This window comes from Paenibacillus sp. S150, assembly GCF_019352175.1.
Lineage (GTDB): Bacteria > Bacillota > Bacilli > Paenibacillales > Paenibacillaceae > Paenibacillus_AQ.
The window spans coordinates 1-22,703 of the sequence record NZ_JACBYI010000061.1 but is presented as its reverse complement, the minus strand read 5'-3'; the positions used below and the strand labels follow the sequence as shown (position 1 = coordinate 22,703).

Below are 22,703 nucleotides of genomic sequence, written 5' to 3'. Positions count from 1 at the left end.
CAGCAGTTTACCCTGATAATAAGAGGAGGTGGACCTCTTGAGAGTTGGAATTATGGGGGGGACCTTTGATCCTCTTCATATCGGACATATGATGGCAGCGGAGACCGCAAGGGAGTCCTATGCGCTGGAAGAAGTGTGGTTCATGCCCTCGCATATCCCGCCGCATAAGCATGAGGCGGGGGCAACGGGCGGGCAGCGGCTGGCCATGGTGCAGGATGCGGTCAGGGATCACAGCGCCTTTGGCATTCTCGATCTGGAAATCGCCAGAGGCGGGGTATCCTACACGTACGAGACCATCACCGTTCTGCAGGAGGAATACCCGCAGCATGAATTCTTTTTCATCGTCGGTGCGGACATGGTTCAGTATTTGCCGAAATGGCATGGAATTGAAGAGCTGGTGCGTCGTCTGACCTTTATCGGGGTTGGGCGGCCGGGCACTCCGCTGGACCTTGCGGCGCTGCCCGGCTTTATTGCCGAGAAGGTGCTCCTGGCGGACATGCCGCTTGTCGATATCTCCTCCACGATGCTCAGGGCCAGGGCTGCCGAAGGCAAGTCCATTCGGTATATGGTGCCGGATGCTGTATACGATTATGTTCAAAGGAGTGGATTGTATGGAATTCAGCCGCGAAGCGCTGATTGAAGCTGTCCGCGCACAGATGCCCGACAAACGCTGGAAGCATACACTTGGCGTGATGGAGATGTCGGTGAAGCTGGCAGAGCGTTACGGAGGGGACCCGGTCCGTGCGGAAACGGCGGCGATTCTGCATGATGTGGCCAAATATTGGCCGGTGGAGCGCTTGAAGGAAATCATTGTGCAGAACGGATTGTCCGCCGAGCTGCTGGACTATGACAAGCAGCTGTGGCACGCCGAGGCAGGGGCCTATGTCGCTGAGCACGAATATGGAATCAGCGACCGTGAGGTGCTGGATGCCATCCGCTTCCATACCTCCGGACGCGAGAATATGGGCCTGCTGGAGAAGATCGTCTGTCTGGCCGACTATATTGAGCCGGGACGGGATTTTCCCGGTGTGGACGGCATCCGCAAGCTGTCGAAGGCAAGCCTGGAGGAAGGGCTGATCGCCGGATTTGACTCCACAATCAGCCTGCTGCTGCAGAAGCGCCGGATTGTGTTCCCGCTGACAGTGCTGGCCCGCAATGATCTAGTAAGAATAATGGAGGATACTATATGAGTGTAGAATCAAGCAAGCTTTTGCAATTGGCCCTTAAGGCCGCTGAAGATAAAAAAGCAATGAATGTGGTCGCCCTTGACTTGCGCAGCGTCTCACCGATCAGCGACTATTTCGTCATCTGCCACGGGAATTCGGATACGCAGGTGCAGGCGATTGCCACTGAGGTGCGCAAGGTGGTCCATGAAGCCGGGGGCGTGATCCGCGGCATTGAAGGCATGGATGCGGCCCGCTGGGTGCTGATGGATCTTGGAGATGTGATCGTTCATGTCTTCCACCGCGACGAACGCGAATATTACAACATCGAGCGTCTGTGGTCCGACGCCAAGGTTGTGGAGACGGTATGAGCCTGATTGCCGGAACTACGGTAACATTGGAAGTCTTGCGTGAGGTATCTCCTTACGGCTACTTCCTGGGGGCAGGCGGCCAGGATGTCATGCTGCATTATACGGAGCTGGTTGGCAGCAAGCCCAAGATTGGCGACAAGGTGGAGGTTTTCATTTTCTTCGATACAGAGGACCGCCTGGCGGCCACCATGAAGAAGCCGTTTCTTACCCTTGGCGAGCTGGCTTTGCTGGAAGTGGCGGATATCCACCCGCGCCTGGGCTGCTTCCTGGAGATGGGGCTCGGACGGCAGCTGCTGCTGCCGATCGGCGAGCTGCCGGAGCTGATCGAGCTGCGCCCGCAGGTAGGCGGCAAGGTGTGGGTGCTGATGGAGCATGACAAGCAGGGGCGCCTGCGCGCCAAGCTTGCCGGCGAGCAGGAGCTTGCACCGCTGGCGCTGCCCGCACCGGAATCCTGGAGGGGGCAGACTGTCAAGGCCAGAGTGTACAAGCCTCTGCAGATGGGGACCTTTGTGCTTGTGGACGGCGGCGTGCTGGGCTTCGGCATCATCGGCATGGTGCATTCCTCGGAGCGCAGCCGGCTGCTGCGCCTTGGCGAAGAGTTCGAGGCCCGGGTCTCGCACATCCGTGAAGACGGCCGTGTGAATCTGTCCATGACCCAGCGCAGGGAAGTGGGCCGGGATGTCGATTCCGCAGCACTGCTGGATTTCCTGAATGAGCGGCCGGGCGGAGCAATGCCTTATTCGGACGCTACGCCTCCCGATATCATCAAGCAGCGTTTTGGAATCAGCAAGTCGGCGTTCAAGCGGGCGCTGGGCAAGCTGATGAAGGAAGGGCTTGTGACCCAGAGGGAGAACTGGACCTATCTGGCCCGCAAGGAAGAAGAGGGTACGGAACAACAGGGACAGGCTTCCGGCAATGAAGAAGCTAAGGAATAGTGAACTTATAGAAAGCGGTGTGCATCAGTGTCTTCCTATGGGAAATTTGCTTATGTGTATGATGAACTGATGGCGGATATGCCGTATCCGGACTGGCTGGCCTTTGCCGAGACGGCTTGGAGCAAATACGGCAAGCCCCTGACTGTAGCCGAGCTGGGCTGCGGGACCGGAAGCATTACCATTCCGCTTGCCTCCTCCGGCTATCACATGACGGGGATTGATCTGTCTTCGGATATGCTGTCGGTGGCACAGATGAAGATGGAGCGGCATCCGCAGGGACGCCGGTTCCTGCGTGAGGGCAGCGTACGCTGGGTACGGCAGAACATGAAGGAGTGGGAGCTGCCGGAGCCGGTCGATTCCGTCATTTCTTTTTGCGATTGTCTGAATTATGTGCTGGAGGAGCAGGATGTCCGTTCCGTATTTGAACGCACCTTTGCCGGTCTTAAGACCGGGGGCACCTTCCTGTTCGATGTGCATCATCCGAATACACTTCTCCGTTACGGGGAGGAACAGCCGTTTGTGCTGGACGAGCCTGCGGTATCGTATATCTGGACCTGTGAAATGGATGTGCCGCGCCGTGAAATTGAGCATCATCTGTCCATCTTCGCCCGTGAAGAGGGGGGGAGCGGCCTGTACCGCCGTTTTGAAGAGACGCATATACAGCGGGCTTATGACCCCGGGTGGATGACGGAGGAGCTGCTGAAGGCAGGCTTCAGCGAGGTGAAGGTCTATGCCGATTTTGAATGGGTGGAGGCCGACGACAGTGCCGGGCGGCTGTTCTATGTAGCTGTGAAATAACCATACGCAGATGAAGGTCTTTCCTGCAACAGGGAGGGCCTTTTTTGAATATAAAAATTATATGTTTCACGCTACTCTGCACCCGGACCTAAGTGGAAAAAGTAAAACTAATCGAAGCTTTTTCAGCCCCCTTGCCCACATGAAGTGGAAAAAGTAACACTAATTCGAGCCAATTAGCCCTCAGCCGGCGAAATTCACTGAATTAGGTATACAAAATCCCACTAATTCTGTTGCGGCTGCCAGTCCCGGAGAATTAGGTGTACAAAATCCCACTAATCCCGTTGCGGCACGAATCCAGCAGAATGAGATGACCATAGCCGGGACCAGACTTCCATAACTCAAGACAATTTTCTTTGGCGCTCTAAGCTGCGGAGCTGGCTAACCTTATCTAACGGTCATTTTTAATAATTAAATAGGTTGTGATCGACCCCGTTATTCGAACGTTTCTGGAGTTCTTGCCCAACACCCGCGTCCTTCTGACAGCCGGCGAAGCCGTTTTTACTTATGTATGGAGCCGGTCCGTACCCTTCGTACATGACCGGCATCTTCCAACCTTCGTTTAGCGGTGCTCGAACAGATCAATCGCTCCCAGCACGATGTGCGCCAGACCAAATCCGAGAATGCCTGTAGCGGCCATCTTATAGCGGCTGCCCAGAAAAGCTGCGCTTGAAGCGGTGACTACAGTTCCAAGAACGGCGGGAATCATACCTTCACGCATTCGAAACACTCCCTTATAAGCTGGTTTGAAAGACATCGTTAGTGTGGTTGAATATGAGCCTGATTATGTATGCCATTTTGCAATCAGAGCTACATCCGTTCAATGGTCTGCGGTCTCTTTTTTTTATTTTGTATTATTTTAAATGAATAACCCCGTATCAGAAAAACCTCTCTCCTTTTTTTACAAAAATATTAAAAATCCAATATTAATTTCATTCAGATTGCCGATTTAATTTAAAAATACATAAAATAATAATAGCTTTATTTACAGGGTGAATCCCTTTTTTTCTGTTTTTTACCCTGAATTGGATTTTATTTTAAAACAACGTTGATAATTACAGTTATTTATTTGTGAAGCGATTTCTAATTGGTTCTGCTGACGAATAGATTATAACTACGTAAAACAATTAATTTATTTATAAAAGAGAGGATTGAAAGCGATTAACTATGCTTGGGGATTTTTAATAAATTTCGGGAGGGTCAAGGATGAAGAAAAAGTGGTTTAGCGCATTAATGGCAGTTTCGATGGTAGTATTCCTGGCAGGCTGCGGGGGATCATCCAAAGAATCGGACGGGAAAAGCTCGGTTCTTAACGCCGGTGCCGGAGATCAGGCTACTGAGCTGTCTTATTGGACGTTCGTTGAGCTGCATGGCCAGCATTTCGAGAAGATGCTGGAGAAATGGAACGCGGCCAGCCCGGACCGCCAGATTAAGCTGAATGTTACCGTCATGCCTTATGATGATATGCACAACAAATTGTCGATTGCAGTGCAGACGGGCGTAGGCGCACCGGATATCGCCGATATTGAGCTGGGCAAATTCCCGGATTTCCTGGCCGGCACCCCGCAGCTCGAACCGCTTAATGATGTGGCTGAGCCATACAAGGGCACCGTTGTCCAGTCCCAGTTGGATCTTTACAGCAAGGATGGCAATATCTACGGCTTATCTACCCATGTTGGGGCGACGGTTGCTTTTTATAACACGGAAATTCTGGAGCAGGCAGGAGTCGATTACAAGAGCATTGCAACCTGGGATGACTTCAAAAAGGCGGGAATACAGGTATATGAAAAAACCGGCAAATTCATGGGGACGGCGGATACCAGCGCCACCTGGCAATCCGCGCTGCTGCTCGCGCAGCAAGGCGCCGACTTTACAGATGAAGCCGGCAATCCGAAGGTTAACTCGCCGGAGCTGGTGAAGGGACTCGGCATTCTGAAGGATCTGCAGGAGAGCAATGTCATCTCCACGATAGCCGGAGGGCAGCCGGATACGGAAGAGGCATACGGCGAATTCAACTCCGGCAACTATGCCGCAGCCTTCATGCCGTTGTGGCAAATGTCCAGATACACCAACTACATGGCCGATTTGAGCGGCAAGATTGCGATAGCCCCGCTTCCGGTCATTGAGAAAGGCCTGCCAAGATCCTACGGCGGGGGCGGAACCGGTACGGTTGTGACCAAAACGGCCAAGGATGTGCAGCTGGCCAAAGACTTTATCGCTTATGCCAAGCTGTCCCTGGATGCCAATATTGAAATTTGGAATACGCTTGGCTTTGACCCGATCAATATGAGCGTTTGGGATATGGAAGAGGTGACTCATAATCCGGATAACCAGTTCGTGAAGTATTTTGTCAACAATCCGTTTGAGGTATTGAATGAAATCAAGGATGAGATCAAGCTGATTAAATCCACATCCGCTTCACCGACGATCAATAATGTTCTTTGCACAGTCACCCTGAATGAAATCTTCGAGGACGGCAAGGATGTGCAGAAGGCGCTCGATGAGGCACAGGCGCAAATTGAACAAGAGCTGAAATAACTGCCGGATGACAGCTGGAAATGCCGGAGCTGCTCTGCATGCAGAGCAGCTCTATTTAAAAAGGAGTAGTGAAATGATAAAAAAATTTCTGTACTCGCAAAAGGTCGCTCCTTATGTGTTCGTGCTGCCCTTTGTACTTGTGTTCCTGGTGTTCTGGGTCTATCCGCTGTTCAGCTCCTTGGGCATGAGCTTTCAGAAGGTCACGCTTGGACAGGAAGCCGACTGGGCGGGCATCGACAATTACACCAAGCTGATGGGAGATTCTATCTTCTTCAAGGCGGTCCGCAACAGTGCGGTATATATGATATTGACACTCGCCATTCTGATTCCTTTTCCAATGCTGTTCGCCGTTCTGATCAACAACAAATTTATGTGGGGGCGGGAATTTTTTAAGGCCTCCTTCTTTTTCCCTGCGCTGACATCAGTCGTTGTGGCAGGCACCATCTTCCGCCTGATGTTCGGCGAGATGGAGGGTTCCCTGATCAACAGCATTCTGGGGCTGTTCGGCATGGAGCCGGTTAAGTTTTTGAAAGGACAGGTTACCGGGTTCGTTGCCCTGGTCGCCCTGGCTGCCTGGCGTTGGATGGGAGTTAATATGCTCTATTTCCTCTCCGGCCTGAAGAATATCCCGGATGATTATTACGAGGCCGCCTCAATTGACGGAGCATCGGCTGTTCAGAAATTCACCGGAATCACCATGCCCTTATTGAAGCCGACGACTATTTATGTGTTGACCATAAGCATCTATGCCGGTCTGGCCATGTTCATTGAGAGCATGATGCTGTGGAACGGCAATAATTCCCCCAAAAATATCGGGCTTACGATTGTCGGTTATCTGTACCGCCAGGGGATCGAAAAGAACAACCTTGGATATGCGGCTGCGGTCGGCATTGTCTTGCTCTTGATCACCATGGTGATCAATCTGACGCAATTGGCCTTCAGCGGCATGTTCAAGAAGGAGGATTAAGATGAAAAAGGAAACAGCGGTAAAAATCATCCTCTTTGCTTTTTTTACAATAGTGTGCATCATCACCCTGGTGCCATTTTATGCGGTAACCATCGCTTCCTTTAAGCCGGGTGAGGATCTGATCCGGTATGGGCTGAATTTGAAGTTTGATCTGCCGGTAATGAATTTCGATAACTTTGTCTATCTGTTCACCGGAGATCATGCCTACTTTACCTGGTTCTTTAACTCGCTGCTGCTGACCGTTGTTCAAGTCGCCCTGACCCTGATGGTCAGTGCCACCGTAGCCTACGGCTTCTCGGCATATGATTTCAGAGGGAAGAACCTCCTTTTTATCTGCGTTCTGCTCATTATGATGGTTCCCTTCGAAATCCTCCTGCTGCCTCTGTATACGCTGACCTATAACATAGGGCTGATGAACAGCTACTCGGCTATCATATTGCCCGGGGTGGCGGGTGCCGCGACAATCTTTTTTTTCAGACAATATTTAAGCGGTATCCCCAAGGAGATGATCGCAGCAGGCAGAGTGGACGGGGCCAGTGAATACGGGATTTATCTGCGCCTTATCCTGCCTGTGATGAAGCCGTCCTTCGCGGCTATGGCGATTCTGAACGGGATGAACAGCTGGAATAATTTTCTCTGGCCGTTCATGGTACTCAGCGATGAAAACAAATATACACTGCCGATTGGACTGAAGACATTGCTCACGCCATACGGGAATAACTATGATTTGCTGATCGTAGGCTCGTTCTTTTCCATCTTGCCCATTCTGGTCTTGTTTCTGGGCTTTCAAAAATATTTTATCGACGGAATGACGGCAGGTGCGGTAAAAGGGTGACCGTGGAGCTTAGAGCTTACGCTGTCAGCAGTGGCCTGTTCTATTGCACTTTCTGCATCAGAACTCCCTTGAATCGGCAGAAAAGCCTAAGCTGTTGCACTTTGTACAGCAGAATTTTGCGGCAAAGGTGTTTTTGGTCCATACTTCCGATATCTATTGCACGAAATACAGCCATACGAAAAATCCTTATTGCTGCGTAATCAAAAAGCCGGCAAGTCTCCCATTGAGGGAGGCTTGCCGGTTTTGGGCTGCAGCAGGCGGAAGTAAGAAGATCGGCTTACCGGCTTACTCGGCCGCGGTAGGGGTAAGCCTGCTGGCGATATTCTCAACCTCGTGTACATTGTAGAGCACGCGGGCCATCAGATCCTGGCTGTAGTTGCCGAAGTGCTTGCCGTAAATGGTCAGCCCGCGTTTGTTGACCGGCTTGTCGGTAACGGCAATGCGGAAGGTCAGCTCGCTTTTGTAATCCAGCTTGATGTCATCCAGCGTAATATCCGAAATGCGGCAGCCGTCGATGAAGCTGCCTTCATTGTTGATGCGGATCAGCTTCAGCATGCCGTATTGGTTCAGGTGGGGAGGCCACCAGTCAGGATTGAAGGTTCCCCGGGCATCGCCGAAATCGCCGGGACTGGTCCAGAAGCCAATTTCGATGCCGTTCACATAAAAGTACAAATCCGAAGGATAGTTATCGCTGAATCCCGGAGCCTCCGAACCAAGCTCCATGGAGAACTGGATTTCGCGGAAGGTCTGGTTGGCCTTCAAATAGTTCGGAATCCGGTATTCGAGAAAACCTTCAGCCAGCCAGATAATTTCGGAGTCGATCCGCTGGGGATCAGCGAAGTAGCGCGGCTCGTCGAAGTCGCCGATAATACTGTCCTTGGTGGCCAGCCCGCAGGTGGGGACCGCCTGATAGTTGCTGTAATGCCCCACCTGGATTTCGACCTCATACAGATTGTCGACCTCCTTGCTGCGCAGGTCCACCATCAGCTTATCCTTATTCAAATAGCAAACCTTCTGGATGCCATGCTTGCCTACGGAGGTGTTGATCTCGATCAGACCGCTCTCTTCAAGCTTCTTGATGTGCATGGTGATGGCTCCGTTGCTAAGATTCAGCTTCTTGGCAATTTCATTGAGGTTGAGGGCCTGATTGGTCGCAAGCAGCTCCAGAATCTGAATACGGATCTCGGAGCTGAGGGCCTTGAAGATATCAATCCCGCTCATTAGATCTTTAATATAAATCATGTTTACTGTACCTTCTTCCGAAAACGTCGTTATCAAAACTGTTTTATAAAATTATAAACTAATTGAGTTAAAAAGGGAAGCATTCCCCATTTATTTGTCTAGTAATTAAAATATAGACTTCTTTTTCGAAAATAATGCAATTTTATTTTAGGTTTATATAAATTTCGATGTGCATTACAGGGTTGAATTAGCTATATTTGTGCAAAAAAAGACAAATTCATCATTTTACTTCGTAATTACATAAATAGATTTAGATTTATTTATTTACAAGGCTCCTGTTGTATGTTATTTTATACCTGTAAGCGAATACATTCAAATATTTTTTAATTATTTAATGAATATGTGAAAGGGAGAAAAGGCTGCATATCGCTTAAAAACGGAGAAAACCGCGAAAAAAGGATTATACGAGAGTTCATTGTTTGCAAAAACATTTTTGTAGATGATCTACTAAATTCATTTCATTAGGAGGAGAAAGTGTGAAGAAAAAATGGGGGATTTCGTTGTTAATACCAGTGCTGGTGCTATCAGCTGTATTGGCGGGCTGCGGGGAAGACAGCTCTAAGACAATTACGTTCTGGACGCCGCTGACCGGCGATGACGGTGCCTATATGGACCAGCTTGTAAAGGATTACAATGCTACAGACCCGGAAATTAAAGTCAAGCATGTTATTACCTCTGATATGTACACCAAGCTCTCCACGGTGCTGAACTCGGGCAAAGGGGTGCCGGATTTAACTATTATTCATGCTGACCGGGTTCCGGGATATGTCAAACAAGGCGTGCTTGAGCCCATGACAGCCGTAACCGGCGCACAGCCCGAGATCAAACAGGAGAATTATCTGCCGCAGGCCTGGTCCACAGGCACGATTGACGGCACTCAATATACAGTTCCTCTTGATATCCACAGCAATGTAATGTACTACAACAAGGATCTGCTCAAGAAATATGATGCGGAATCCTTCCTTGATGATGATGTGGTCACTATTGATGAGATGCTCTCCCTGCAAGGAAAGCTGGATGAAGGCGACTTTGTCGTTAATGACGCGCTGCTGGGCTGGGTTATTCTGGCGCAGATTCAGAATCTCGGCGGGGATATCCAGGAGGACGGCAAACCGGCCGTCAATACTCCGGTAATGAAGCAGGCTATGGAAGAAGTGAAAAAAATCAACGATGCCGGACTGATGACGCCGTTTGGCGAAGACGGATACCTGATGTTCCAATCCGGCAATGTGCTGTTCTCCACGGACGGCAGCTGGAGCTCGACGGCGCATGCCGGGGTGGAAGGCTTGAACTTTGGTGTTACCAATATTTATTCGCCGACAGCCGATAAGTTCACCAACAGATCTTCCTCCCATTTGTTCGCAATGCTGAAGAATAAAGACAGAACCGAGGAAAAGGTAACGGGCATCGGCAATTTCCTGGAGTTCATCCGCGAGAATTCAATCGAGTGGGCCAAGGCGGGACAAATCGTAGCCAGTAAGCAAGTCAATGAAAGTCCTGAATTCAAAACCTATATGCAGTCCTTCTTCACCTCCAATGAAAAAGAAATTGAATCCCTTTATATTTACACTTATGAATACTATCCGTATATTGCAGAAGCCGTAGACACGTATTGCGGGGATATTGTGCGCGGCACTGTGGATATTGACGAAACGCTGCAGACGATGCAGAAATTTGTCGAGGATAAAATCGCCGAAGGAACGACCGGCGCAGCGCAGTAAAAGAAAAGCGGAAATGATTGCATGAAGCAATGAGCCGCCTTCCTGGAGCATTGCTTCATGCCAAAGGAGAAAAGAATGCCTATGAAAAAGAAACTGAACCTCGCGCCTGCTTTCTTTGTAGGTCCGCATGTTATCTTATTTGCCGTTTTCATTTTCCTGCCAACCCTCTATGGAATTTATGCTTCATTCACCAAATGGAATTTGATGAACGGGCCGGTCTGGGTAGGGCTGGACAACTATAAAACGATTCTATTTGACAGCAGCTCCACCTTTCATACGCAATTCAACAACGGGCTTAAGAATACATTGATTTTTGTTCTGCTGAGTGTTCCGCTGTTAATTGTGATTCCGCTGCTTGTGGCTGTTGCGCTTGAGCACAAAAAGGTGAAAGGGAAAAGCCTGATCCAATCGATTATTTACGTTCCCGGCCTGATTTCGATATCCGCGGGGGCGCTTATCTGGCTGCTGCTCTTCAATAAGCAGCTTGGGATGGCCGGCAATGTCTTTGGCTCCGGCGTATCCTGGCCGGCCAACCAGCCCTATGCCTGGATACTCATCATCATCATCACGATCTGGGGCGGAGTCGGAGGCAATATGATTATTTACCGTGCCTCCATCAGCGGTGTGTCGCAGGATCTGTATGAGTCGGCAGAGATGGACGGAGCCGGTACAATCCGCAGGTTTACGAGCATTACTTTGCCCTCCATACGCTTTCCGCTGATTTACACCTTTGTCATGACTACGGCAGGGGCCTTCAATGTATTCGGGCAGCCGCTGATGATGACGGACGGAGGACCGCGCCAGAGTACTCATGTGCTGATGATGTATATCCGCCAGCTGGCGTTCGGCAACGGAGAGTCGATTGCCGGCATGGCCTCGGCGATGGCCGTCTTGCTGGGACTGGTCATTCTGGTCATCTCGGCACTGCAATATTATGTAATGAACCGGAATGCGGCTTAACTTACAATACGGCAAGGAACCAAGAGTGGAAATTGAAAAGGCAGGTGTACCCGTATGTCCAATCAGGCGGCGCAGCAATACGATAAACGTCCCCATATCCAAGAACAAGGCAAAGTGCAAAGAAAAGGTCCGGGGATCAGCATTTCAAAATATATTTCTTACCTGTTTTTGATTGTCCTTTGCATTATCTGGATCATTCCGGTCATTTTTGGAGTTACGACCTCCTTCCGGTCGCAGACTGAGGTGGTATCCTCCGGCTTCAGGCTGTTCCCCAAAGAGTGGATTTTTGACAACTATATCGCCATCCTTGATAATACCTCAACCGCTCCAATTCTGCGCTGGCTGCTGAACTCGCTGTTCATTGCGACCATGCATACGCTCCTGGTGGTTGTGGTCATCTCAATTACCGGCTACGGCTACTCCCGGATGAAGTTTAAAGGCAGAGACACACTCTTTTTCACCTTGCTCGGGATTTCATTTTTTCCGGGAGTAGTGAACCTGATCCCCTCCTACAAAATTATTGACGCCTTGGGCTGGGTTAACACCTCCTGGGCGATGATTATCCCCGGTCTGGCAGGCATGGGCAATATCTTTCTGGTCAGGCAGTTCATGAACGGGATTCCGAGGGACCTCGATGAATCGGCTCACGTAGACGGTGCGGGCCATTTCCGGATCTACTCCTCGATTATTTTGCCGTTGATCAAGCCGGTACTGATCGTATGCGCCCTGTTCTCCTTCACCGGATCATGGAATGACTTCCTGTGGCCTGTCATCGTGTTCACGGATGTGGACAAAATGCCGGTTACAGCAGGACTTTTATTGCTTCAGGACATTTACGGGAACTACCGCATGATCGGCCAGCTCATGGGTTCGGCGGTTTTGGCGATTATTCCCACCTTGCTGTTGTTCCTGTTCGCGCAGAAATACTTTGTCCAATCCATCAATCTGAACTCAGGCATTAAGGGTTAAAAAATAGAGAACACCAAGGAGAGGGAAACGATGACTGTAACAATGAGAATTCTGTCGGATCTGCCGAAGAGTACAATCAATAAAAATATTTACGGGCATTTTGCCGAGCATCTCGGCAGATGCATCTACGAGGGCATTTGGGTCGGCGGGGCTTCGCCTATTCCCAATACGGACGGCATCCGCAATGATGTGCTTGCCGCGCTGCGCAAGCTCAATATTCCCGTGCTGCGGTGGCCGGGCGGCTGCTTCGCCGACGAATACCACTGGAAGGACGGGATTGGCCTTCCTGAATCCCGCAAGCGGATGATCAACACCCACTGGGGAGGCGTAGTGGAGAACAACCACTTTGGCACGCATGAGTTCTTCCGGCTCTGCGAGCTGCTGGAATGCGAGCCGTACATCTGCGGCAATGTCGGCAGCGGCACAGTGCAGGAGATGTCCGAATGGGTGGAGTACATGACCTTTGACGGCGAGTCCCCGATGGCCGGCCTGCGGGCGGAGAATGGGCGCAAGCAGCCGTGGACGCTTAAATATTTTGGCGTCGGGAATGAGAACTGGGGCTGCGGAGGCAATATGCGTCCGGAATATTATGCGGATCTGTACCGGCGCTATCAGACCTATGCGCGCAATTACGGTGACAACAAGCTCTATAAAATTGCCGGAGGCGCCAATGTGGACGACTATAACTGGACGGAAGTGCTGATGCGCGAAGCCGGGCAGTTCATGGATGGCCTGAGCCTGCATTCGTATACGATTCCGGGAAGCTGGGAAGAGAAGCGTTATGCGCTGGGCTTTGATACCGCTGAATGGTTCGAGACCATGAAGAAATCATTCCATATGGATGAGCTGATTACCCGTCATTCCAATATCATGGACAAGTATGATCCGGAGCGGCGGGTAGGATTGATTATAGATGAGTGGGGAACCTGGTTCCTGAGCGAGCCGGGAACGAATCCGGGATTCCTGTATCAGCAGAATACACTGCGCGACGCACTCGTGGCAGGAATTCACCTGAATATCTTCCAGAACCACAGCAGCCGGGTGCAGATGGCCAACATCGCGCAGATGGTGAACGTATTGCAGGCGCTGATTCTGACCGAAGGCGGCAAAATGCTGCTCACGCCAACCTATCATGTCTTTGAGATGTATAAGGTGCATCAGGATAACGAGCTGCTTGAAGCGGCTTTTGAGAGTCCGGAGTACAGCCTGGGCGGGGAGTCTATTCCCCAGCTTAGCGTATCCGCTTCACGGGATGCGGCGGCCGGCAAGATCTTCATTTCCCTCTGCAATATGAGCCATGCAGACAGCGCCAATATCAGTCTTGAGCTTGTCGGCGCTGCGGCGGGGACCGTAACCGGACAAATCCTGACCCATCCGGACTTGAATGCGCATAACACCTTCGAAGCGCCGGAAGCTGTTGCTCCGGCTGACTTCAAGGGAGCCGTCCTTAAGAACGGGGTGCTGGACTGCCGGCTGCCTGCGGCATCCGTTGTTGTCCTGACCCTGGAATAACAGAACTATAGGACTTGCGGAGCGGCCGCGGCCGCCAGAAAGCTTTCCAGAGGAAAGCTCACTCCGGAAGCATAAGCAGTCTGCGGATTTCCACTGCGAAAAACGGTCTAAACCAAGAAATCGTTCAACCGATATATATATACCAAAGGAGAAACCATTATGAGCAGGAAAAGAGAGTACAGCAATCCGCTGGTGGAGCAGCGTGCAGACCCCTGGGTGTATAAGCATACGGACGGCTATTATTATTTCACAGCTTCCGTGCCGGAATACGACCGGATTGAAGTGCGCAGGGCGACATCCATTGAAAGATTGAGAGAGGCCGTGCCTGTCGTTGTATGGCGCAAATATGGGACCGGGCCGCTGAGCGCCAATATCTGGGCTCCGGAAATCCATTATATTTACGGTAAATGGTATATTTATTTTGCGGCGGCCCGGACGACGGAGACGAAGGAAGGACTGTTCGATCACCGCATGTACGCGCTGGAGAACGGGTCGGTGAATCCGCTGGAGGGCAACTGGGTGGAGAAAGGCCAGGTGAAGACGGCCTGGGAGTCGTTTGCCCTTGACGCCACAACCTTTCAGCATAAGGGAATGCTCTACTATGTGTGGGCGCAGAAGGACCCGGATATTCCGGGGAACTCGAACCTCTATATTTCAGAGATGGAGAACCCCTGGACGCTGACAGGCCCGCAGACGATGATCGCCACGCCGGAGCATCAATGGGAAACCATCGGCTTCAGCGTCAATGAAGGAGCCGCTGTGCTGAAGGGGGGAGGCAAGATCTTCATCAGCTTCTCGGCCAGCGCCACCGACCACAATTACTGTATGGGACTGCTGACAGCGGACGAGGACAGCGATCTGCTGGATGCCGCCTCCTGGAGCAAGCATCCCGAGCCTGTGTTCAAGACCTGCGAAGAGAACGGCCAATACGGCCCGGGGCACAACAGCTTCACAGTCAATGAAAACGGGGAGGATGTGCTGATCTACCATGCCCGCAACTACAAGGAGATCGCCGGAGATCCGCTCTACGATCCGAACCGCCATACCCGCGCCCAGGTACTTACGTGGAACGGGGACGGCACGCCGAATTTCGGCGTGCCGGTGAAGGATAGCCGGAAATAAGGAATCAGGTTATAAAGAATGATGTACGAAAAGTGTCCCGCCCCCCTGGCAAGGGGAGCGGGACACTTTTGGGTGTATTCAGGAGCTGCGCGAACCTTCAGCGTCCGGTAAAAGCAGCTGGAAAGCTGCGCCAACGTCCGGCGTTCCGTTAAAGTTACTCATAGAACAGCAGCCGCTTCGCGTAGGCGTTGCGGAAATCGGTGGGCGTCAGTCCGACGATCTTTTTGAAGGATTTCATGAAATTATGGCAGTCCGTATAGCCGAGCTGGCTGGAGACTTCGCTGATATTCTGGTTGGTGTCGGCGAGCAGGAATTTCGCCAGCTCCATTTTTTGCTGCAGAATATATTGCTTCAGCGAGATGCCGGAGATGGTGGTGAAGAGGTGGGAGAGGTACTTCTCGTTATATCCGAAATAAGCGGCGATTTGCGACACCTTGATGTGCTCGCTCCGGCTCCACTTGATATAGTCCACGATATCGTTGTAGAGCTGCTCCTGCTTGGTTTTTTTGGACGGATCGGAATCCGCATGGAAAAGCTGGTTGTACAGCTCGCATAAAATGACCGTTGACATATAGTTGTTCAGCGTTTTTTGATTGTAGCCCCGCACCGAATCCTGCAGCTGCTTCATCATCACAATGATTTTTTCCAGGCTCTTCAGGGTTCCGTACTGGGGCAGCAGAAGGATGTTGTCCTCTCCATTATGGGTGGAGGCGGACACATCGGTAATTTTGATCCCGGATTTGGCGGAGAAATGCAGCCAATAAAAGCTGCAGTCGGAGGAACGGGTTCCGTATTGCTTGGTAAGCGGGGGGAGCAGCAGGTATTCACCCTTTGAGACCACAAATTGCTGTTTGTCACCCGCCAAATATAATACGCCTTCTGTCATGACAATCAGCTCGTAATCCAGCAGCACCCTGCTCAGGTGAATCCAATCGGAAGACGGGGCGACAAATTTGCCTGTGATCTCCAGATCAACCGGCGCATCCACTTGAAGCTCGAAAGCAGTCATCGGCAAGTCCCCTTTTTTCTGACTTTAATACACTCCTGCATACTCCTATTATTAATGAAAGCCGGACCGAAGTAAAGCGCTTACCCGTTAAAATTGTTTAGATAACAGCTAACCTTTTTACACATATTCGAACTTTAAACTATTTATCCAAATTTAAAACAAGCGTAAGCTAGAGATAAGAAAACGACGTACAACCCAGGAAATTAACGGAGGTGAGAAAGGCAAATAGCCGCTGGAAAGAGTTGGGTTCACAGAAAAGGGAGCAATATTTTTTTCGTGTAAATTGTAAGCGGATACATTTTTGTGTTGTGTTTATTTGAGCTTCAGCTTTATTTGGTTAATTTTAGATAATGATGAAGTATATCATCTTTTTCCAATTATGATTGAACAGAAAAAGGGAGGATACAATATGAAAAAATTTCTGACGGGCCTGCTCGTGCTGGTGTTCGGCGCGGCAACGGTGTCCGGATGTTCAGGCGGCAACAATACAAATACAGATGCTGCCGGCAACGGAGATAAGGGCCAGAAGGTTAAGCTTACCGCGATCATGACCAAACATCCGTTAACCCAGGAATTCTCCAAAATGAAGTGGCTGCAGGAAGCCGAAGAACGGGCCGGGGTTGAAATTGAGTGGCAGGAGGTTACGGCAGACTGGGATCAGAAAAAAGGCACGCTGCTGGCCAGCGGAGATATTCCCGACCTGATCGTGGGCGTAAACTCCATTACCGATGCCGACTTCTCGCAGTTTCCGGGTTTGTTCGAGGATATGACCGGGCTGATCAGGGATTACGGCCCTAACGTGCAGGCGATGTTCGATGCCAAACCGGAGACCAGGGTCATTGCCGCACAGCTGGACGGTAAAATTTACGGCCTGCCCAAATACCAGAGATTCTGGCCGGAAACGACGACCCGCCAGTTCATCAACCAGAAATGGCTGGACAATCTCGGCCTGCAAATGCCTACGACCTGGGATGAATTATACGACGTATTGAAGGCGTTTAAGGATGAAGACGCCAATGGAAACGGCGATTCCAATGACGAAATCCCGATGGACTTCGCGCCGACGGGCACAGTAGCGTTCGGAGCCTTTATGCCAACGGTGCTGCTGGGCAGCGAGGGCATTACACTGACGGACAACAGCGGACTCGGCTATTTTGCCGAGGATGGGCAGGTGAAGAACTTCTTCACGGATGAACGCTACAAGACGCTGGTAACCTTCCTGAATAAATGCTTCAGCGCAGGCCTGATTAATCCCGAAGTCTTCACCCAGGATTATACCAAATACCAATCGGTTGCCCGGGGCAGCGGAGACACGGCGGCCGTCGGCTTCACCTGGGGCTGGGAAGTAACTGACCGCGTAGGGAACGCACTGGCTCCGCAGTATACGTCCATGTCTCCGCTGAAGGTGACCGCGGGTTCCACGGTGCAGAATTCCTGGAGCTATGACTACAACTCCCTGAATTACGGCGTGAATGCGGTGCAGATGTCCGCCGCCTCCAAGCATAAGGAAGCCGCGATGAAATTCATCAATGAATTGTATGATCCGGAAGTAAGCATGCAGGTGCTGTTCGGTTCCCTCGGCACGAATATCGGCGACAACGGAGACGGCACCTACAGCATTCTGCCTCCTGAAGATCCGGCAATGGACCCGGGCACATGGAAGTGGACCTCCTCCTGGGCCGATAACGGCGCAATGTACATTGCCGATTCTCTCAAGCTGACACTGGGTACGGATATGCAGTCGGTGGGCCAACAGACCGAGCCGCTGAAGGCGGCGCTGGATTCTATCAACAAGGATACGGATGTGCTGCCAAGCATGTTCATCAAGTACAGCGCGGCGGACAACAATACGATGAGCCTTAACAACACGGGCATGATGTCCCTGGCCCTCTCGAAGTGGTCGCAATGGATCACCAAGGGCGGCATTGATTCGGAATGGGAGGCGTATGTGAAAAACATTGAAAAAACCGGCGTCTCTAAAAATATCGAAATCATGCAAAAGTACTACGACGATTACAAGAGCAAGCAATAATGGGAGTGATGATCGGATGATTTCAAAGAATCTGGTTGAGAATCCGGCTAATCTGCGAGCCCGCAAGAAACCGACTGTAGTGAACACCTTCAGACGGGATTACCAGCTGTGGATTATGATTTTTCCGGCAATCGTGGTGATCTTTATCTTCAACTACATTCCGATGTACGGCATCCAGCTGGCGTTCCGCGATTATGACTTCACCAAAGGGCTGACCGGCGGCGCCTGGAGAGGGCTGTTCTATTTCCGGCAGTTTTTCGAGAGCTATATGTTTGCGGATCTGATGAAAAATACGGTGGCGATCAGTCTGGCGACGGTGATCCTGAGCTTTCCCGCACCCATTATTCTGGCCCTGCTGATCAACCAGGTGCGCTGGAAGCGGGCGAAGAAAACGCTGCAGACAACCGTTTATCTGCCGCATTTTATCTCCATTGTCGTTATGGTGGGACTGCTGAATGTGCTGCTCTCCCCCAATTCGGGGGTCATTGGCCACATTCTGACTTCGATGGGGCTGGGCGATATCAATCTGCTGGGCTCCACCCGGACCTTCGTCCCTGTGTATGTATTGTCGGAGATCTGGCAGCATTGCGGCTGGAACAGCATCATCTATTTGGCCGCGCTGTCCACGGTGGACCCGCAGCTCTACGATTCCTCCAAAATTGACGGAGCCAGCCGCTGGCAGACGATCAAGCATGTCGATATTCCGGCGCTGATTCCTACGATTATCATCCTGTTCGTGCTTAGCATGGGGAATGTGCTCAGTACCGGCTTCGAAAAAGTCTTCCTGATGCAGAACGCCCTCAACCTTCCGGTCTCCGAGGTCATTGCCACCTATGTCTACAAAATCGGGATCATCAGCAACCAGTTCAGCTATTCCGCGGCCATTGGCTTGTTCAATACCGTGATCAACTTTATTTTCCTGTATGCGATGAATCTGGTTGCCCGCAAATCCTCGGATATCAGTCTGTGGTAGCAGAGCTTAGGGAAGGAGTGGAGTGTTCATGCAGCTTGTTAATAAGAAGGGGAAAAATATAACGGATGTCCTCTTTGATACGGTTGTGTACGCGGTGTGCCTGCTCATCTTTCTGAGCATTGTGTACCCGCTGTATTTTGTCATTATCGCCTCTGTCAGTGACTCCACGCTGGTATCGACGGGGCAGGTGACGATTTTTCCGAAAAATATCAGCTTCTTCGGCTACAGTGAAATCTTCAAGGATTCGCGGATCTGGACGGGGTATGGAAATACCCTCCTGTATACGGTGCTCGGGACGGCGGTGAATCTGCTGTTCACACTGCCTGCGGCCTATGTGCTGTCGAGGCAGGAATTCCGGGCCAGACGGTTTCTGATGCTGGCGTTTGTCATCACCCTGTTTTTTAACGGCGGGCTGATTCCGACCTATCTGCTGATGAAGGATTTGCATATGACCAACACGATGTGGGTGTTTATTTTCCCTTTTTGCGTGAATGTCTACAATCTGATCATTGCCCGTTCGTTTTTTGAGAATTCCATCCCCAAGGAGCTGTTTGAGGCCGCTTCCATGGATGGATGCACGCATTTTAAATTTTTCCTCAAGGTAGCTCTGCCGTTGTCAAAGGCGGTTGTGTCGGTAATCGGGCTGTATTATCTGGTCGCACACTGGAACGATTTCTTCACCGGCCTGATCTATATCCGCAGCAATAACCTGCAGCCGCTGCAGATTGTGCTAAGGGATATCCTGCTGTCCAACCAGGTATTCTCGCAGGGTGCCGGCGCTGGTGGTTCGGCAGGGGGCTACGCCCAGCAGTATGCGGATCAGGTCAAGTATGGAGTCATCATCGTATCCACGCTGCCGATTCTGATTGTGTATCCGTTTATTCAGAAATATTTTGATAAAGGGGTTATGATCGGCTCGGTCAAAGGGTAAAGGGGGAGTCAGCATGAATAGAGTGGCAGATGGGGTGAACACAGTCCAAGCGAAAGCGGGTACCGTGAAAATTGCCAGCCGTATGAACGCATTCGGCTACAGCGGTGTCTCGCTCAAGAACGGCCACTGGAAGCGGCAGCAGGATGAGACGATTGAGATGTATCTGGGAATTGCCGACGATGATCTGCTGCATATCTTCAGGACTCAGGCCGGTGTGGCGTCGCAAGCGGAGGGCTTGTCCGGGTGGTACGGGGCGGGGGCAAGCACCTTTGGGCAGAAGCTCGGGGCCTTCGCCAAGCTCTACCGGGTGACCGGAGATTATAGACTGAAGGACAAGGCCCTGCGTCTCTCGGAAGGCTGGATGGCCTGCGCGGACCGGTCCCCGGCAATATTCGACAATGACACCTATGTCTATGAGAAGCTGCTCGGCGGATTTCTGGACCTGTATGAATACCTCGGCTATGAACGGGTCGTTCCTTATCTGAAGCGGCTGACGGAGGCGGCCATGTCCCGCTTCAAGCAGGATATTAAACGCGACGGCCTGCAGGATCACGGGCTGTGGTCGAACCATATGATTGAATGGTACACGCTGCCGGAGAATTTGTACCGGGCCTATCAGCTGACCGGAGACGGGGAGTTCAAAGCCTTCGCCAAGGTCTGGGACTACGGCTATTTGTGGGATAAGCTGAACAGCCGGGATTTCCACATCGGCCCGCGGCATGCCTACAGCCAGGTCAACAGCCTGTCGAGCGCGGCGCGCGCCTATGAGGTGACGGGGGATGAACGCTATTTGTCGGCGATGAAGACCGCATATGACGAGATTACGGCCCATCATATCTTTGCCACCGGCGGTTATGGGCCTGCGGAATGTCTGTTCACGGAGCAGGAAGGCTATCTCGGCGATTCCCTCAAATCGACCTGGGATTCCACCTTGTCCAGCCTGACCTATACGAATTTCGGCGGGTCGGAGGTCGCCCGCAATGACACCTGGGGCAGCTGCGAAGTCTCCTGCTGTGCCTGGGCAGTGTTCAAATTCTGCAACTATCTGCTGCAATATACCGGCGAAGCCAAATACGGCGACTGGGTGGAAAAGCTGCTGTACAACGGAACGGGAGCACAGCTGCCGGTGACGCCGGAGGGAAAAGTCATGTATTATGCCAATTATTTTCTCGATGGAGCGGTCAAAACCGTGGAGGACCGGAGGCTGCAGGAAGGCGGGCATAATTTCGAGTGGCAATGCTGCACGGGAACCTTTCCGCAGGATGTTGCGGAATATGCCAATATGCTCTATTACCATGATGAAGATTCCCTCTACGTGACGCAGTATCTGCCTTCCAAGGTGAATTGGGCCAAAGGCGGCTTGAATCTCACCGTGGAGAACTATTCGCTGTATCCCGAAGAAGAAGGGCCGGTCAAGCTGCGGATCACCATGGAGCAGGACACGGCATTTAGCTTGAAGCTGAGGGTACCCTCGTGGGCTACGGGGGCCAACCGGCTTACACTTAACGGAGAACCGCTGGATACGGCGATAGTGCCGGGTGAGTGGGCAGCGGTCAGCAGGCTGTGGAGCGATGGGGATATCGTGGAAATCGAGTATCCATTCCCGCTCTACTTCAGAGCCGTGGACCGCGTGAATCCCGACATCGCCGCCTTGAGCTATGGCCCGCTTGTGCTGGCCGCCGACAAAATGACCCGCTTCATCGGCGATACCGCCGCGCCGGAGGGCTGGATTCATCCCGTGCCGGGAGAAGCGTACCGGTTCGAGACGGACAGAGGGCATGTCGCTGCCTATGACCATCTGACCCGCACCTTCCGCCCCTATTACAAGATAGGCGAAATGCAGTGGTATTATATGTACAACCGGATCCAGCCGCAGTAGCGGCTGGATTTTTGGGCCGGGTGGGGAATAGCGGCAGATGAGTGGACCGCATGTAGCGAGAGAAGAGCGGGGGAGCGCTTGTTAGGGAACCCGGTGCCTTCGGGGGATAACTGGAGGCGGCGAGGCAGCTTTGCATGGAGCGGAAGCCTTCAATAATATCCAGGTGTGACAGCAACAGGAATTAGCTGCATTGTGCAGTCTTCGGGCTGAACAGCGCAGAAAGGGCAGCAGAGTTTGCCCGCGCCGGGGCGTTGTTAGAAGAATTAGCGGTAAAAAGTAACCCTAATTGGACGCGGATGAGGTCGTCAGGAGGTTTAGCGGTAAAAAGGTAGCACTTTATTGGACGCGGATGAGGTCGTCAAGGAGGATTAGCGGTAAAAAGGTAGCACTTATTGGACGCGGATGAGGTCGTCAGGGGGATTAGCGGTAAAAAGGTAGCACTTTATTGGACGCGGATGAGGTCGTCAGGAGGATTAGCGGTAAAAAGTAACCCTAATTGGACGCGGATGAGGTTGTCAGGGAGGATTAGCGGTAAAAAGGTAGCACTTATTGGACGCGGATGAGGTCACCAGGAGAAATAGTGGTAAAAAGTAACCCTTATTGGACGCGGATGAGGTCGTCAGGGTAGCGTCAAGAAGTTTGTGTAATTATCTTTAAAGGTTGTAGGATATCCATTGGGACAATGGATAGGAATGGTTTTCAAGGGTCAGGGGGGATCCCCCCTGCGAAAATTTCCTTTCATATCCAGT

20 protein-coding genes are annotated in these 22,703 nt (G+C 51.5%); 17 read left to right on the top strand and 3 right to left on the bottom strand.

From position 1 onward, the window contains the following. Window positions 1-37 precede the first annotated feature (37 nt). Genes HYD27_RS29990 through HYD27_RS29970 form a run of 5 tightly spaced genes read left to right on the top strand, consistent with a single transcriptional unit; the run spans window position 38 to window position 3,267 of the window. Window positions 38-640 (top strand): nicotinate-nucleotide adenylyltransferase, encoded by a 603-nt coding sequence (locus HYD27_RS29990; protein WP_219221452.1) that lies wholly within the window; start codon window positions 38-40, stop codon window positions 638-640. After that, a complete protein-coding gene (gene yqeK / locus HYD27_RS29985; protein WP_219221451.1) occupies window positions 612-1,190 on the top strand; it encodes a bis(5'-nucleosyl)-tetraphosphatase (symmetrical) YqeK in 579 nt (192 codons plus the stop codon). The genes HYD27_RS29990 and yqeK overlap by 29 nt, the downstream gene beginning before the upstream one ends. Further along, on the top strand, window positions 1,187-1,534 hold the full coding sequence (gene rsfS / locus HYD27_RS29980; protein ID WP_219221450.1) for a ribosome silencing factor: 348 nt from the start codon (window positions 1,187-1,189) through the stop codon (window positions 1,532-1,534). The genes yqeK and rsfS overlap by 4 nt, the downstream gene beginning before the upstream one ends. Next, on the top strand, window positions 1,531-2,469 hold the full coding sequence (locus HYD27_RS29975) for a CvfB family protein (protein WP_219221448.1): 939 nt from the start codon (window positions 1,531-1,533) through the stop codon (window positions 2,467-2,469). The genes rsfS and HYD27_RS29975 overlap by 4 nt, the downstream gene beginning before the upstream one ends. A 27-nt stretch (window positions 2,470-2,496) precedes the next feature. Further along, on the top strand, window positions 2,497-3,267 hold the full coding sequence (locus HYD27_RS29970; protein WP_219221447.1) for a class I SAM-dependent DNA methyltransferase: 771 nt from the start codon (window positions 2,497-2,499) through the stop codon (window positions 3,265-3,267). A 559-nt stretch (window positions 3,268-3,826) separates the two neighbouring features. On the opposite strand, the gene HYD27_RS29965 is transcribed toward HYD27_RS29970, so the two are convergent. Further along, complete coding sequence (locus HYD27_RS29965; protein WP_219221446.1) at window positions 3,827-3,985, bottom strand: asparagine synthase; 159 nt, start codon at window positions 3,983-3,985, stop codon at window positions 3,827-3,829. Window positions 3,986-4,470: 485 nt separating this feature from the next. Here HYD27_RS29965 and HYD27_RS29960 point away from each other — a divergent pair, with 485 nt between their 5' ends. The 3 genes from HYD27_RS29960 (at window position 4,471) to HYD27_RS29950 (ending at window position 7,604) form a co-directional block, all read left to right on the top strand. Further along, window positions 4,471-5,802, top strand: a complete 1,332-nt coding sequence (locus tag HYD27_RS29960; protein WP_219221445.1) for an ABC transporter substrate-binding protein — start codon at window positions 4,471-4,473, stop codon at window positions 5,800-5,802. 73 nt (window positions 5,803-5,875) lie between these two features. After that, a complete protein-coding gene (locus HYD27_RS29955) occupies window positions 5,876-6,769 on the top strand; it encodes a carbohydrate ABC transporter permease (RefSeq protein ID WP_219221444.1) in 894 nt (297 codons plus the stop codon). A gap of 1 nt (window position 6,770) precedes the next feature. Then, entirely contained in the window at window positions 6,771-7,604 is an 834-nt protein-coding gene (locus HYD27_RS29950) for a carbohydrate ABC transporter permease (protein WP_219221443.1), read from the top strand. Between the two features lie 285 nt (window positions 7,605-7,889). Here the strand turns inward: HYD27_RS29950 and HYD27_RS29945 are convergent, their stop codons facing one another. Next, window positions 7,890-8,846, bottom strand: a complete 957-nt coding sequence (locus HYD27_RS29945) for an ArsR/SmtB family transcription factor (protein ID WP_219221442.1) — start codon at window positions 8,844-8,846, stop codon at window positions 7,890-7,892. Between the two features lie 476 nt (window positions 8,847-9,322). On the opposite strand from HYD27_RS29945, the gene HYD27_RS29940 reads away from it, so the two are divergent. The 5 genes from HYD27_RS29940 to HYD27_RS29920 all read left to right on the top strand — a co-directional run bounded on the left by HYD27_RS29940 (window position 9,323) and on the right by HYD27_RS29920 (window position 15,130). Then, window positions 9,323-10,567 carry an extracellular solute-binding protein gene (locus HYD27_RS29940; protein ID WP_219221441.1) on the top strand — a complete coding sequence of 415 codons (1,245 nt, stop codon included), beginning with the start codon at window positions 9,323-9,325 and terminating at the stop codon, window positions 10,565-10,567. 81 nt (window positions 10,568-10,648) lie between these two features. Then, a complete protein-coding gene (locus HYD27_RS29935; RefSeq protein WP_219221440.1) occupies window positions 10,649-11,527 on the top strand; it encodes a carbohydrate ABC transporter permease in 879 nt (292 codons plus the stop codon). A 54-nt stretch (window positions 11,528-11,581) separates the two neighbouring features. Then, entirely contained in the window at window positions 11,582-12,496 is a 915-nt protein-coding gene (locus HYD27_RS29930; RefSeq protein ID WP_219221438.1) for a carbohydrate ABC transporter permease, read from the top strand. A gap of 30 nt (window positions 12,497-12,526) precedes the next feature. Next, window positions 12,527-14,008, top strand: coding sequence for an alpha-N-arabinofuranosidase (locus HYD27_RS29925; protein WP_219221436.1), 1,482 nt, complete (start codon window positions 12,527-12,529; stop codon window positions 14,006-14,008). Between the two features lie 159 nt (window positions 14,009-14,167). Beyond that, a complete protein-coding gene (locus HYD27_RS29920) occupies window positions 14,168-15,130 on the top strand; it encodes a glycoside hydrolase family 43 protein (protein WP_219221434.1) in 963 nt (320 codons plus the stop codon). Window positions 15,131-15,284: 154 nt separating this feature from the next. Here HYD27_RS29920 and HYD27_RS29915 read toward each other — a convergent pair whose 3' ends face one another. Further along, entirely contained in the window at window positions 15,285-16,139 is an 855-nt protein-coding gene (locus HYD27_RS29915) for an AraC family transcriptional regulator (RefSeq protein WP_219221432.1), read from the bottom strand. A 409-nt stretch (window positions 16,140-16,548) separates the two neighbouring features. Between HYD27_RS29915 and HYD27_RS29910 the strand changes: the two genes are divergently transcribed. From HYD27_RS29910 to HYD27_RS29895, 4 genes are read left to right on the top strand one after another with little or no spacing between them, the layout of a single operon-like run. Beyond that, window positions 16,549-18,171, top strand: coding sequence for an extracellular solute-binding protein (locus HYD27_RS29910; protein ID WP_219221429.1), 1,623 nt, complete (start codon window positions 16,549-16,551; stop codon window positions 18,169-18,171). A gap of 16 nt (window positions 18,172-18,187) precedes the next feature. After that, on the top strand, window positions 18,188-19,144 hold the full coding sequence (locus HYD27_RS29905; RefSeq protein WP_219221428.1) for an ABC transporter permease: 957 nt from the start codon (window positions 18,188-18,190) through the stop codon (window positions 19,142-19,144). Between the two features lie 28 nt (window positions 19,145-19,172). Further along, window positions 19,173-20,075, top strand: coding sequence for a carbohydrate ABC transporter permease (locus HYD27_RS29900; protein ID WP_219221426.1), 903 nt, complete (start codon window positions 19,173-19,175; stop codon window positions 20,073-20,075). Window positions 20,076-20,088: 13 nt separating this feature from the next. Continuing rightward, window positions 20,089-21,954, top strand: coding sequence for a beta-L-arabinofuranosidase domain-containing protein (locus tag HYD27_RS29895; protein WP_219221424.1), 1,866 nt, complete (start codon window positions 20,089-20,091; stop codon window positions 21,952-21,954). Window positions 21,955-22,703 lie beyond the last annotated feature (749 nt).